General features: G+C 36.0%; 9 protein-coding genes. 1 reads left to right on the forward strand and 8 read right to left on the reverse strand.

Going from position 1 to position 13,997, the window contains the following annotated elements; translation table 11 throughout:
* The first annotated feature begins 614 nt into the window (after positions 1-614).
* Positions 615-1,676, forward strand: coding sequence for an oligosaccharide flippase family protein (locus GGD38_RS25710; RefSeq protein ID WP_375296733.1), 1,062 nt, complete (start codon positions 615-617; stop codon positions 1,674-1,676).
* A 101-nt stretch (positions 1,677-1,777) separates the two neighbouring features.
* Here GGD38_RS25710 and GGD38_RS25715 read toward each other — a convergent pair whose 3' ends face one another.
* From GGD38_RS25715 to GGD38_RS25750, 8 genes are all read right to left on the reverse strand, one after another.
* Positions 1,778-2,548: a hypothetical protein gene (locus tag GGD38_RS25715; protein ID WP_375296732.1), complete on the reverse strand. Its 771-nt coding sequence runs from the start codon at positions 2,546-2,548 to the stop codon at positions 1,778-1,780.
* A 74-nt stretch (positions 2,549-2,622) separates the two neighbouring features.
* Positions 2,623-3,393 carry a rhamnan synthesis F family protein gene (locus GGD38_RS25720; protein WP_375296731.1) on the reverse strand — a complete coding sequence of 257 codons (771 nt, stop codon included), beginning with the start codon at positions 3,391-3,393 and terminating at the stop codon, positions 2,623-2,625.
* A gap of 73 nt (positions 3,394-3,466) precedes the next feature.
* On the reverse strand, positions 3,467-4,402 hold the full coding sequence (locus GGD38_RS25725; RefSeq protein ID WP_375296730.1) for a glycosyltransferase family 2 protein: 936 nt from the start codon (positions 4,400-4,402) through the stop codon (positions 3,467-3,469).
* Positions 4,399-5,709 carry a hypothetical protein gene (locus tag GGD38_RS25730; RefSeq protein ID WP_375296729.1) on the reverse strand — a complete coding sequence of 437 codons (1,311 nt, stop codon included), beginning with the start codon at positions 5,707-5,709 and terminating at the stop codon, positions 4,399-4,401. Before GGD38_RS25730 ends, GGD38_RS25725 begins: the two co-directional genes overlap by 4 nt.
* Positions 5,710-6,442: 733 nt before the next feature.
* Entirely contained in the window at positions 6,443-8,671 is a 2,229-nt protein-coding gene (locus GGD38_RS25735) for a glycosyltransferase (RefSeq protein WP_375296728.1), read from the reverse strand.
* A 57-nt stretch (positions 8,672-8,728) separates the two neighbouring features.
* Entirely contained in the window at positions 8,729-9,961 is a 1,233-nt protein-coding gene (locus GGD38_RS25740; RefSeq protein WP_375296727.1) for a glycosyltransferase family 4 protein, read from the reverse strand.
* The gene (locus tag GGD38_RS25745; RefSeq protein WP_375296726.1) at positions 9,954-13,370 is read right to left on the reverse strand and encodes a glycosyltransferase; all 3,417 of its coding nucleotides are present in this window, start codon (positions 13,368-13,370) and stop codon (positions 9,954-9,956) included. Before GGD38_RS25745 ends, GGD38_RS25740 begins: the two co-directional genes overlap by 8 nt.
* Positions 13,371-13,640: 270 nt before the next feature.
* Entirely contained in the window at positions 13,641-13,994 is a 354-nt protein-coding gene (locus GGD38_RS25750) for a hypothetical protein (protein WP_375296725.1), read from the reverse strand.
* Positions 13,995-13,997: the final 3 nt, after the last annotated feature.

Genomic DNA, 13,997 nt, shown 5'->3' on the forward strand with positions numbered 1-13,997 from the left:
CACGAGTTGGGGATCGAAACATAACTGAAATACCTGACAATCGATTTTAATGGTAGCTCCAGGGTTAAGTTAAAATGTGGCGACAAAGAGGGCTTTAGCCCGTTTATTGTTTCTTTTTTATATAGTTTGAAAGCGTTGGTAAGATCATTGTACCTAAGGCCAAGGCTCCAGCTTATAAGGTTGTTTACAAATCTGTTCAAAAGGCATGAAAAAAATGCTACAGCTTCGATGCCTATTAAACCGGCTGAACCGTTAATAAGTACAACACTCAATGGTATTAAATTTATTAAGATAGGATTGATTTTAATTGTTGTTCGTTGCTTTTGATGCAGGAAAATATATCGTACATAATATCTTCGAAGAGGCCGAAAAAAGGTTATCTGCTGGCTGCTTTAGTTCAGCCAGCCACGTTTGGTTATAACGTTTTGACCTGCCAGATTTTACATTATAATGCACCTTATATATTATTTATCTTATTTGAAATTCAAAAGCCAGGTTTTATTTGCGGCATTTATGGTAGATTATTTAATTTTCACCCTTTTTTGGTGAAGAACAGGGTAACTTTTATATTCCAAAAATAAAAAAACAACCATTCAGACAATTATCAATAGTAGATGAGTTTATTAAAAAACAGCACCATTGTAGTGGCCGGGGTTTTCGTTTCTAATTTGCTGGCTTATGGATTTCATTTTGTTGCCGGAAGACTGTTAGGCCCGCAGGATTATGGGGTTTTCGGTGCGTTAATGTCACTATTTTTACTGGTAGCATTACCCGCCGGAGCACTAAGTTTTGCCATCACCAAATTTACAGCCAGATTTAATTTTGAGAGTGAGCTTGGAATGATAGGGGTGTTAAGAAAGAAAATTCAGAATGATGTTCTCGTGTTTTCAGGTATTATTCTTTTATTAATCGTAGTGTTTGCAAATTTTATTGCCAGCTTTCTTAAAATACACTCCAATACCCCTGTTATAATTATTGGCATTACCCTGGCATTTTCTTTGCTTTTGCCGGTTAACAGGGGTATTCTGCAAGGCTTGCAGAAATTCTTACATTATAGCTGGAATACCGTTATTGAAGCATTTATAAGGCTAATTCTTTTAGTCTCATTTTTATTTTTAGGGATGGGTGTAAATGGAGCAATTCTGGCATACGGACTTGCTTATTTTATTGCCTTCCTTTGGATCTTTCCATATATCAAAGAGACTAAGGATGTAACTACTGCAACCAGGAAAATAGACATCAAGCCAATTTATAAGTTTATTTTCCAGGTTTTGACAGCAAATATGATATTGCAATCCGTTCTGAATATTCCCTCTTTGTTAATTAAGCATTTCTATTCAAGCGAAATAACAGGTAACTGGGTGGCTGCTCTTAATTTAGCACGATTATCCTTGTTTCTAGTAACAGGTATTTCGCTTGTGATGTTTCCCCAAATTTCAAAAGAAAAGAATGCCATCCTTAAAAAGAAGATCTTTTACAAATCAACCTTTTTGGTTTTGATCGCTACGTCGGGTATGGCTATTGCATTTTTCTTTATTCCTCAATTCCTGATTCAAAGTCTTTATGGTAAAGACTTCGATGGAGCAGTTCCCATACTACAGTACATGGGATTTGCCATGATATTTTTTGGATTACTGCAACTTAGAATGGATTACTTTTTAGCTAGTTTAAAATGATCTTTTTATTGGCAGGGTCGGTCTCATTTTACAACTTTGTCTAACATCCCATCCACGATAATTTTCAACCTTGCGCACTTGTCTATATAATCATTCGGCAGCTATTTCGTTTTTTTCGCATTGTCGCTAAACAGCGATCTAAAAGTCCTTTTTCCCATTAAAACCTTTACAACATGTCCTAACCGTTTAAACCAAAGAGGAAGTATTTCATACTCCTGGTGATACCATTGTTGTATGTCGTAATATTCCTTTTGTCCTACTTCCTTTCCCAGCGCAATAAACGACAGATACAATTTTGCCCTGTTTTGCCATAATTCAGATTCATACAAACTCCAACTGGCAATATTATTTATAGTAGTTGTCTCCAGAAAGATATCAACGTATTTGTTTTCCTTTTTGAAGATTTTTATTAATGCCAGTTCTTTGTTCAGTTGGATATGGTTGCCAAATGATAAAATAATTTGGTTTATTTTCAGGCTTGTATACTGCTGTAATTGAATTTCGTCTAATGCTTTTAGCTGAATGGTGGTAATAAGCAGCGTAGTGTTTTTTATTTGAAGATCAGCTGAATCAAATATGGTGAATTCTATATTTTTTTCACCGTGCAGCATGAAGTAGTCTTTTATATTTTGCAGGTATACCTGATTATTGGGTTCGCTTAAAAAAACAGGAATGGAATTGTTGCATTTAGCAAAACAACTTGATAAGGTGTATAACGTATATAGAGAGGGAAGCAGGCTGTTTATTTCATTATTTAATATTTTATCTGGCAAACTAAAGATGAAATGAAAGTTTAACCTTCTTACAAAATCTAAAATGAAGGGCATGTCGATATCGTTGGAATCAACGAGGATATTAATTCCTGTTTCCATGTCATATTCAGTTATAATTTCGTTTTTTATAGCTGAATAAGGAATTGAGATAAATACTACCGGACAATTCAATGCTATATAGTTTTAAAATTTAATCCCCCATTAGTTATTATCCAGGATAATATTCTTTCCCATGCGTGAGTATTGGTTCCGTTAAAGTTGTCAATAACGTTGCCTTCTTCTAACGTTTGGCGGATTTTTAGGGGGTCAAATTTTTTAAAAAAATCTATTAAAACGGATGCTTTTGCCCAAAACATGGTTCCTGCCACATACTCATGATTTTTACTGGTAATGTTGTATTTCTGTATTAATTCATCAAGTATGGGGCCATTGTTGCCTGTAAATTTCCCGTCCTCCTTTGTTTCTTTCCGAACATAGTTTTTCGCCGCAATAATTCCCAATTTGGAATTATTTGAAATTATCTCATTGATTTTTTGGAGCTGATCTTCCTGTATAATTTTAAGCAGATCATTTTTCCATGTTTTTGCATTCAAAGCCTGCAGGCTTTTTTTGTCGTGCAGAAATATTATCCAATCAGGTTTATATTGCAATTGCAAACAAACCTTAATTAGTAATAATTTTCCTCCTATATCTTTTCCTTTATTACTACTGGTACAAATGAATGCCCCTGGAAAATACATCAATAGAGCTTCCCTTATTTTATGTTGATTTGGTGTATCTGAGCATATATTGAAGAAAAAAGACGTTTGGAAACAACCAAGTCCTTTTAGCTCGTCTACGATATGAGTAACCGAATCTTCATAAAAAATGTGATATAGGACAGCCACTTTTGGCGTGGATGGCTTATTTACCTCTTCAATATGTTCTTCATTTGTTTCTGACATACACGCACCGTAAATTATAAGCGTTAATTTATACTGTTATACTTTCTGCATAAAAAGGAAGTATAATAGTATACTAATCTCTTTTAGGATAATTATTAATGTCATAGTTAGCGGCAGCTAACAATAACTGAAAGCCGAGTGTTATCAATAGCGTAGGAATAACTACTGTGCCGGTTGGAGCCGGAATTTTTTCACTTGCATATTTTATAAAGTTTACTATGCCATAAACACTTCCAAAAATAAAAAGCGGTAACCCGAAAAGTACAAATAAAGAAGCAACGTTAAATTCGTATAAAAAATACTTTAAGGCAATTCGCCTTAAAAAGGCTGCAAAAAGTTTTGGTGGAAATTCGAACAAAGTTTTTGTTTTTGACAGGCCTGAAATTTCATCTCCATACCTGGCTTTCATGGGTACATCCTGAATTACGCCATTAACATGGTACAACTCTATAAGCATAGATGATTCAAAGAAGTATCTATTATGGATTTTTTTAAAATTCATTGATTGTAAGGTCTCATTTTTAATTGCGAAATACCCATTGGTAGGATCAAATATATTCCAATACCCAGAAGCTGCTTTGATCAAAAAACTGAGGCCCAGATTGCCAATCCTTCTGCCGATAGGCATTTTTTTGAGCGCAGTAAAATCCCTGAACCGGTTGCCTTTTGTAAAATCTGCTTTGTTGTTAATTAATGGTTCAATTAAAACCGGAATATAGGATGGGTCCATTTGATTGTCGCCATCCATTTTTAAAGTTATGTCACAGTTCAGTTCCAGTGATTTTTTAAAACCGGAGAGCATAGCGCCACCCACACCCTGGTTTACTTCGTGCTTCAGGTAAATTATTTTTTTATTCTTTTGCTGAAGTTGAAGAATTATCGATTCGGTATTGTCGGGTGATCTGTCGTTCACAGTAATAATATAATCTACCTGGTCAGGTAAATTATTGATCACATCTTCAATATGCCGGGCAACATTATAACATGGTATTATTACCGAAATAATCATAAGTCTTTACGTTTATAAATATAAAATCCAGAAATGTCCTTCACCGGCACCAGTTCTCTGACTTCAGCTTCAGACGGTTTATAAGTGAAAAAAGCATATTTAATACCCATTTGCTTCAAGCGGGGGGAGCTGGGGTCCATTTTGATGGTGTAAAGATCAACCTGCTGGGAAATAAACTCTACCGAGTCTTTTGCATCAGTAAGCGGGGTAACAACAATATGAGCATATCTGTTATAAATATCTTCATTCTTCAAAGAAGGGTCCAATATATGCAGTTTGTCAAGCGGCGGCGCAAATTGAACCCCAGTTAAACAATTAGCTCCTGCAGCTTTTAGAAAATCGCCAGCAAATATAGAGTTCCCAAATGTTATCCACTGGGCATCGGGATCTTTATCTCTTATTTCCGATACAGTTTTGTATACCTTATTTTCAAAGAAAGGCGATAGCCCTACGCATAAAGGGTTAACGAATATATTCGCTGCAACATACAACGTACAGCTTGCATAAAACAGGTATTGAAATATTTTGCTTTGGGAAAAGTATATTATAAGCCAGTTCAGAACGGCAAATAAAATCGTTCCATTAATCACCTGTGCTTTTGTGAAAAATCTATCGGTTTGTTTGTTTAGTGAATAAGTAATCGCCAATGCAATTACGAAAATAATTGAAAAAATAATGGCCATCTTGGGTCTTAATGTCGTTTGCTCTGCCGTTTTCCTGAATTGGCCTAAATATAATAGCGTAAAAACAACGTTTGAAAATCCAAAAATATAGAATGTTCTCCAGGTAGGACATACGTTAAACATGGTGAGTTTGGCTAAAAACTCAGGGAGCCCCAAAAAGAACCAATTATATATTAATACCTGAAAAATGAGCAATGGAATAAAAAGCACATTGATTTTCTTTGTTTTTACCCAGGAGTAAACAATAAGAATGCTGGCAATGGGGGATAACATCAGGAAGGCAGATACCTCACTATTATTTAACCATTGGGACGGGAACGTGTGTTCTTTAACAAACCAGGAAAAGTTATCTCTAAACAATTGTAAAAACTGTAAGTTACCACCTGGTTCATTTCTTTTGCCCGGATAAATTGTATTTGTAATAACCTGTATGGTTTCTTTGGTTTCGGTATAGAATAAAATAATAAGGGATAGCAAAGAAATAACGCTGCCAGCTAATACTGAAAGTTTAACCCACTTGTTTTCCCACAACAATTTATAATTCTTTCTGCTTATTATAAATGCCAGCAGTAAGGCCAGTAAAAAGTAGGCCAGCGGAACCTGGTATGCAGGATACAGGATCATCGCATAAGAGTGGGCTGCCAGTATAAATATGAAGCCGTTTATTACAATTAGCCGGGTTTTATTTGAATATAGTATGTATATTAATGAAATAAGCGCAAGTAGCCCGTAGGTAAAGATTTCAGTGTTAATGGACCACCATTGGATTGGAGAAGATAAAAAAAGCCAAATACTTCCAAACAAACTAATTATAAAGTTATTCTTTGTAAAAAGCATGAGGAATAAAAAGGCTACAATTAAAAAGGGAAAAATTTTGATATTCCAAAACCAGGAATAGCCCCTTTCTATATCGAGAAAATAAAATCCCCAAAAGGCTGGTTTAAGTTTACTTATAATATGGTTGGTAGGTAGCCCCATTGTCAACGGAGTTTTTCCATATCCAAGGGCTATATTTGAAACAGGAAATCCTTTTTTTTTCTGCGATACAATGAATGGCGTAGTAACTACCCACTCATCAGACCTGATTCCCAAGGGAGTTCCCATTATTACTCCCCTGTACTCATCTCCCCCATCAGGTATAACTGAATTCCACAACGCAATGGATGAATTATGTAATTTAAAAACAACAAACAATAAGAAAAAAAAAGAGCATATGCCTATATACATTTTTGCTTTCTTATCGAATCGAATCAATTCAAGTTGAGATTGATGTCCGTAAGAAACGTCAGTGTCATTCTGCCTTTCAAGCTCTATTTTCTCAGGTACTTGTTTAGTCATCAGTTTTAATTTGTATTAATTATTGCCAGTCATATTTTATTTTGGGAGGAAACGCAAATTGGGTTGTAAGGGTTGTAACACTTAAATTGGGATTGTAAAAAGGATCATTCGATATAATGCTTTTCCATTTGGTGGCCATAAACCTATATTCTTCCCTCCATCGCTGAAAATTTACTTCGCTTAAGTCGCTTCCTCTTGTCAAAGATTCATGATGAATCAATTGCGCAAATGGCGTAAAAAGGTTTCTATAACCCAGTTCCCTTACCTTTAAACAAAAATCAACATCATTGTAAGCAATCTTTAAGTTCTTTTCATCAAACCCTCCCACTTTAATAAACAATTCTTTTCTTACGGCAAGGCATGCTGCGGTTACTGCACTATAATTTTGTACGAGGTTTAGTTTATTATAATATCCCGGATCATTTTTATCTCTTTTCATATATATATGGTTGCCTGGATCTTCACATAAGAAAATTCCGGCATGCTGTATCTGTCCGTTTGGATAGAATAATTTTGCCCCCACTGCTCCGATTTCCTGCCTTACACATTGGCTCACTAGTTCACTTAGCCAATCATCATTTATTACTTCTGTGTCGTTATTAAGAAGAACAACAATTTGCCCGTTCGATTGCTGCACACCATAATTAACTATGGCAGAAAAGTTAAACTCATTTTTATAAGTAAGTACATTAACCCTTTTATTATTGTTTTGAATTATTTTTAAATACTCGTATGTAGGTTGTTCTATGCTATCATTGTCGATGATCAGCACTTCGTAATTATCATAATTTGTTTTTTGAAGTATGCTTTCCAGGCAGGTAGACAATACAACTAAATTGTCTTTTGTTGGAATTATGATAGAAACCTTTGGCTTTGGCTCAGGCTGAGCCCATTTAACCCTATAGGAGCTATTTATATTTGATATGGCTGTGGCGTTTTGCTTTGTTCTTTTTAAATGATCATTTAAGGCATTTAGTGCCGCTTCGTATGCGTAGTTCTTATTTGATGTTATTCTCGCCGTAGATCCTTCTGTGGCCCGCCAGTGGTAAAGTACATGTGGAATATGATGAATTTGCCCGGCTTGTATTTGTTCCACACACCTTAAAGCAAGGTCGTAATCCTGGCTGCCTTCGTATCCTGGCCTGAAGCCTCCAATTTTATTTACCAGCGAAAGGTTATAAACAGCAAGATGGTTCACCATGTTTTGCCCATAAAAAAGGTCTTTATTCCAATCAGTCTTAAAATAGGGATCAAACCTGTTTCCGCTTTCATCTATTTTATCCTCATCACTATAAATCAGTTTTAGATCTTTGTTTTCATTGATGGCCCTGGCAACCATATATAAGCTATGGGGGCGTAATTCATCATCCTGATCTAGCAAAGCGATATATTCTCCGGTAGCCAGTTCCAATGCACTGTTCGATGCATGGCTGATGTGCCCATTCGTTTCTCTGTAAATAACTTTTATCCGTTGATCCTTTGTCTGGTACTTTTCCAGTAAGTGTTTTACCGCCGGGTTGGTTGATTTATCATCAGCAATACATAGCTCCCAGTTTGGATAAGCTTGGTTTATGACAGAATCTATGGCTTTTTTCAAAAAAGGAATCGGGGCATTATAAACGGGCATTATGATCGAAAAAAGCGGTTTGTAGCCCAAATCGTTTGCCAGTGATTTTATAATTTCAACATCGTGCTGCGAAATGGTATCATATAAAGTACACCACTTTTTATAGGCATTCGGTTCTGTTGAGCTTTCTTTGTTGTAAATAAAGTCGCTGAGTTTTTGGCGGAAATCAAATTTTTTTGATTGCAAAGAACCGGCCATCAACTTGCCGAAAAACGATAAATAGCTGCTATTGGGAAAGTATCTTTTTTTATAATCCGAAACTGCAATTGCGAATGCTTTTGCTTTGCTTAGTGGCCTTAAACGAAACTCATTAATTGTAAAAGAGCATCTGGTTGTACCTGGGTCAAACCGTAGCTCTGTAACATCAGATGAAAAGAATAGCAACCCCTCTATTTTATTGTTACTGATCTTTGGTAAATTCCAAACATCCTGCTCATTAAATCCACGGCCACCATTAAAAAACAGCTTTGGTGCGAAGATATTATCTTTTGTTTCTGTTATTTCAATAGAAAGCCAATACCAGCCTGCTTTTAATCCTTTGTTTTCCAGTTGAACAATAAAGAAAGGATCAACACCTGGTTTAAGATGATATATGTTTTTTTTAGTTTTATCGTAATTCACGTTAACGATTTCAACGGATTGCTATGTTTTTCTTCGTTTGAGTTATTATATAAAACCTTAAATGGATTTAATTATTTTCTTCAGATAGTTTTTTAGTGATTTTCCACCTTTATCGGCGATCTCATTCTTGAATTCCAGCTTTCTTTCGTTGAAGTCAATAGCGATACTTTTTTGAATTGTTTCAATAAGTAACTTATTAACAACAGGGCTCAGTACTTGCATATCATTCCTGCTTTCTACTTTTGTTTTTGCTGTTTGCCCAAGTTGTTTTCTTAATTGCGGGTCCGATGCCAGCAGGCAAACCTTCTCAGCCAATTGTTCAATGTTCAGATAATCTACAACAAAGCCACAATCATTTTCAACAAAATCAGGAGACCCTCCCGATTTATTGAAACAAATGATGGGGCTTCCAAAAGACGCAGCATGCAGATTTACCAGAGGGAAAGGATCTTCCCGTGAAAGCATTAGAAATATGTCGAAAAGATTATAATATTTATCAATATCCAGGTCCGGAGGTATTAAATAAACATGTTCCTTCAGGCCTGCTTTTTTAATATCGGTGCTTACTCTGTCATACATAACAGCATCAGTTGTAGCATCTGCACCAACTACAAGGATCTTAAAGGAAAGGTTTTTACTTTTTAATGAGTTGGCAATGGGTACAAGAAGATCGAATCCTTTGCGGTATTGTGTTGCACCAACCACACCCAGCACTAATGTATCATTGGGAATGTTGAGTTTACTTCTTATTTGTGCGGTTTGGGAATTGATAACTTGCGGATCATGTTTTTTTATTTCTATGAACTCCTGGATAACATTAATTTTTTCAGCCTCAATTCCGTTATTGACAACCAGATTTTCTTTAACAGCTTTAGAGCAGGCCAAGAACATGTCGGTATTTTCATCGATCCACTCCATGTTTTCTTTTAGACCTTTACATTCTTTTATCACAGTTTCCAATTCGTGTACAAAACATACATGTGGGACCTGCAATACGTTAAATAGCTTATTTAGTAAATGAATATTTACTATAGTATTGGAAAATATCAGGTCAATTTTCTTATTGGCTATAAAATTATATAATTCATGGTCCGTCATTCTTTCAACAACGTACGTTTCTGCTACCTCGGAAAATTTACCCAAAAGCGCTCCGCCGTCATACCCCGCCTCATTTACTAATAGAATAGTTTCAGTATCGGTATTTTGCTTTAGCCATTTAAGCAAATTCAATAATACCATTGGTGCGCCGGTAAGGGTCGCGTTATGACTAATAAATAAAATTCTATGCATTTTTAGCGGGGTTTAATTTTTTCCAGGGAAGACTGTTTGCCACTTCTCCATTATAACTTATATGCACGGTATGGTGTGATAGGTTATGATTGAAGTAAGGATCATGAAGCAGATATTTTGGCCACTTTTTGATCATATGGTCCTTTTCTTTCGTATATCTTTTGAAGTTCTCACCTTCCTGATCACTTCCTCTTGAAAGTGATTCGTAATGTCTTAATTCGGCAAAAGGTGTCCAGATATTTTTATATCCAAGTTCATATAACTTCAAACACAGATCAACGTCGTTATAGGCTACTTTCAGATATACTTCATCGAATTTTCCGGCTTCGAGGAACTTTTCTTTTTTTACCACCAGGCAGGCCCCGGTTACCGCCAGGTAACTTTGGGTAGCTACCAGCCTGAAATTATAACCGGTGGTGGCTTTATGCTGCAGTCCAAATACATGGCGCCCAGGTATTTGGTCGTGCAGGGTAACGCCGGCATGCTGTATTAAATCATTAGGGTAATAAAGCTTGGCTCCAACTGCGCCAACATCCTTTCGTTGCGCATGGGCTACCATTTCATACAGCCAGTCGCTGTTTAGTACCTCTGTATCATTGTTAAGGAAGCAAATATATTCTGCATCAACCTGCTCAACTGCATAATTATTAATAGCCGAAAAGTTAAATTCTTTCTCGTATCGTAATACGGTAAACACATCTTTGTTTTCTTCAAAAAATTCTTTTGTTCGTCGTTCCTCACTATTGTTATCAACCACTATAATTTCATAATTACTATACTTGGTCTTTGTAATTATTGAGGTGATACAGACTGTAAGGATATCTAATTTGTCTTTTGTAGGAATTATAATAGCAACCTTTGGTAAATCACCTTCAATCATTCTAAACACGCGATGCGTTGTTAATACATTCCTCATGGCAACCGCATGTTGATTTGTACGCTTCAGGTGATCATTCAACGCATTGAGGCCTGCTGTGAATGCAAAATTTTTAGATCCTGCATCCATTGCCATAGATCCCGGTATTGCCCGCCAATGATATAAAACATGCGGGATGTGATGAATATCTTTTTCATTGATCTTTTCAGTTACCCGCAAAGCAAGATCATAGTCCTGGCTGCCATCATATTTCTTTTGGAATCCTCCAATTTCATCTAATACCGTTTTTCGGTATACTGAGAGGTGGTTTGTGTAATGGAAGGAATACTCATAATCTATGTTCCAGTCGGGTTTGAAGTACGGATCATGCCTGTTGCCGTTTTCATCTATTTTATCCTCATCACTATAAATCAGTTTTAGATTTTTGTTTTCATTGATGGCCCTGGCAACCATATATAAGCTATGAGGTCGTAATTCATCATCCTGGTCAAGCAAAGCGATATACTCTCCGGTAGCCAATTCCAATGCACTGTTCGATGCATTACTGATATGCCCATTCGTTTCTCTGTAAATCACTTTTATCCGTTGATCTTTTGCCTGGTATTTGCTTAGTAAGCGTTTTACCGCCGGGTCGGTTGATTTGTCATCAGCAATACATAGTTCCCAGTTTTGATAAGCCTGGTTTTTTACTGATTCTATGGCTTTTTTTAAAAAAGGTATCGGGGCATTGTAAACGGGCATTATAATCGAAATAAGCGGTTTGTAACCAAGATCGTTTGCCAGTGCTTTTATAATTTCAACATCGTTCTCCGAAATAGTATCGTATAAGGCACACCACTTTTTGTAGGCATCTGGATCAATTGAGTTGTCTTTGTTATAAATATAGTCGCTAAGTTTTTGGCGAAAATCAAATTTTTTTGATTGCAAAGAATCCGCCATCACCTTGCCGAAAAACGATAAATAGCTGCTGTGCGGAAAGCGATTTTTTTTATAATCCGAAACTGCAATCAGGAGTGCTTTGGTTTTGCCTAATCGCCTTAAGTGAAACTCTCTAATTGAAAAAGTACATCTGGTTGTGGTTGGGTCGAATCGTAGGTCGGTAACATCAGATGGAAAATATACCAGGCTTTCTATTTTACTATTCTTAATCTCAGGCAAACTCCATACATCCTCCTCATTGAATCCACGTCCACAATTGTAATATAGCTTTGGTGATGATATATTATTTTTTATTTCTATGATTTCAATAGAAAGCCAGTACCAACCTGCTTTTAATCCTTTGTTTTTCAAGTGAACAATAAAGAAGGGGTCAGCGCCTTCTGTCAAAAACTCCCAGGTATCAGAGTAGAATACAAGTTCATTTCCTGGTATTAGATGATACCTGTTCTTTTTAGTTTTGTTGTTTAAAGTATTATTAGGCAAAACAATTGGTTGCCTTATGTCTAACCTACTCGGGTTTGAAGATTTCTTTTTAAATGCAGACCGAAGCTTTTCTTTTAGTGTACCTAAAATGCTTCTATCTTCATAAGTGGATTTATACCACTGAATAATCTGCTGTTGGCTATTTAGTTCTTTAAGTGTGACTTGAAGTTTATCCAGATTAGCCTTGTATTTTGATTCAACAGCTTCATTTTTTATAGAAAGATACTTGCATTTTTCGCTTAACTCCTTATTTTTTAATTCAAGGGTTTTATAGTTTTCTTTCAGTTTGTTGTTACTTGCTACAAGTGCATTATAATTTTCTGTTACCTGCGAATACTTTGCATTCAGTGCCTCTAATTCGTTTTTTTCCCCGGCTATTAATGATGAGTTAATTAATTTGTCTTTGATCGTACTCGCCCTTTCAAAAAGCAGGTTCTTAAAAAATGTATAATATGATCCGGTGTTATTGCTATTAAATAGGTTATTTAATTCATCCTGGGCCACTTCTCCAATAGCAAGAACGCCCAGCCCATAACCAAATTCAAACTGGAAACTCCTGTATTGTTGTTTTAATTCCTCCCATAACTTAAATACGCCAAATTTTCTTTCCCGTACATTGATATCGTGAAAAATTACAATAGCATTTTTGGAAAGTCTGGGTAGCCATGCTTCAAAATCGTGTTTTACTGCTTCATAAAAGTGTAGCCCGTCTATGTGTAGCAGATCAATATATCCGTCTGTAAAGTATTCTCTAGCCTCGTCAAAGGTTGACCTGATCAACGTTGAAAAACCTGCATAATACTGGGCATTATACGTGTCCACTTTTTCGAACATCTCTTCGTTATAATAGCCTGCATGCTCATCACCTTTCCATGTGTCAACGCCATAACAAACGGTATTGATGTTCATTGTTTTTATGGCCTGGCAAAAAGCAAAATAAGAAGTGCCGGTATGCACTCCAAGTTCTACAAAAGATTTTGGTTGTAATGCTTCAATAAGCCAAAAAGCAAATGGTATATGCTCTATCCAAGCAGATGGTTCTACATATTCCGGCGTCCAAAAAAATGAATTATAGTCGACTAAATTATTATTTACTCTATCTGTTTTCATTAAAAAATCGAGGTTTAAATGGCCCCTACGCTCATATCTGGGTTTAACTTGGTAACGGTTAAAATAGGCAGCAAGTTACAACTATTGCATATGGGTATTATGCCCAAATGCAATAGTTGCTTTTTAGTATTGCGAGCTTATTGAATTTTATGTGCCAGGGCAGGAATGAATGGCAGCAGTTTTTCCATTTAATTAGGTTCTTTTGTGGTTAACAGTTTTAGTTTTTTAGCAGTGCTATTATTTGATATATAAAATAGTTGATATGTATGATTACCTCTTTCTTTGAAAAAACTTTTCTCTAAGAAGGCCCAGGAAGCTCCGTTTTTCGTAAGTCCGTTTATACCAGTCAATATCATTCTGCAACCGGCTAATATCACCTAATAGTTTATTTATCAGTTGCCTGTTACCTTCAGCTGTTTCCTGAAATTCGCGGGTATTTGCCTCAAACATACTAATGGCAATATCTTTCTTTTGCAATAGTTGTTTTAACGCCTCAATTTCTGCCGCCTGCTCTTTAATGGTTTCTTTTTTCTCGGCCAGTTCTACTTCAATAAAGCTTCTGATATATTCCAAGTTCTGCTTGATAATATCAGGACTTACAATCCCATTCAATTGCTTCTCCATGGT

This window comes from Niastella sp. OAS944, assembly GCA_024809215.1.
GTDB lineage: Bacteria > Bacteroidota > Bacteroidia > Chitinophagales > Chitinophagaceae > Niastella.

What these genes read in the sequence shown, in the direction of transcription:
- GGD38_RS25725 (WP_375296730.1), bottom strand. Translation starts at nt 4,402, where the DNA reads ATGATTATTTCGGTAATAATACCATGTTATAATGTTGCCCGGCATATT.
- GGD38_RS25720 (WP_375296731.1), bottom strand. Translation starts at nt 3,393, where the DNA reads ATGTCAGAAACAAATGAAGAACATATTGAAGAGGTAAATAAGCCATCC.
- GGD38_RS25745 (WP_375296726.1), bottom strand. Translation starts at nt 13,370, where the DNA reads ATGAAAACAGATAGAGTAAATAATAATTTAGTCGACTATAATTCATTT.
- GGD38_RS25730 (WP_375296729.1), bottom strand. Translation starts at nt 5,709, where the DNA reads ATGATCCTGTATCCTGCATACCAGGTTCCGCTGGCCTACTTTTTACTG.
- GGD38_RS25715 (WP_375296732.1), bottom strand. Translation starts at nt 2,548, where the DNA reads ATGGAAACAGGAATTAATATCCTCGTTGATTCCAACGATATCGACATG.
- GGD38_RS25740 (WP_375296727.1), bottom strand. Translation starts at nt 9,961, where the DNA reads ATGCATAGAATTTTATTTATTAGTCATAACGCGACCCTTACCGGCGCA.
- GGD38_RS25710 (WP_375296733.1), top strand. Translation starts at nt 615, where the DNA reads ATGAGTTTATTAAAAAACAGCACCATTGTAGTGGCCGGGGTTTTCGTT.
- GGD38_RS25750 (WP_375296725.1), bottom strand. Translation starts at nt 13,994, where the DNA reads ATGGAGAAGCAATTGAATGGGATTGTAAGTCCTGATATTATCAAGCAG.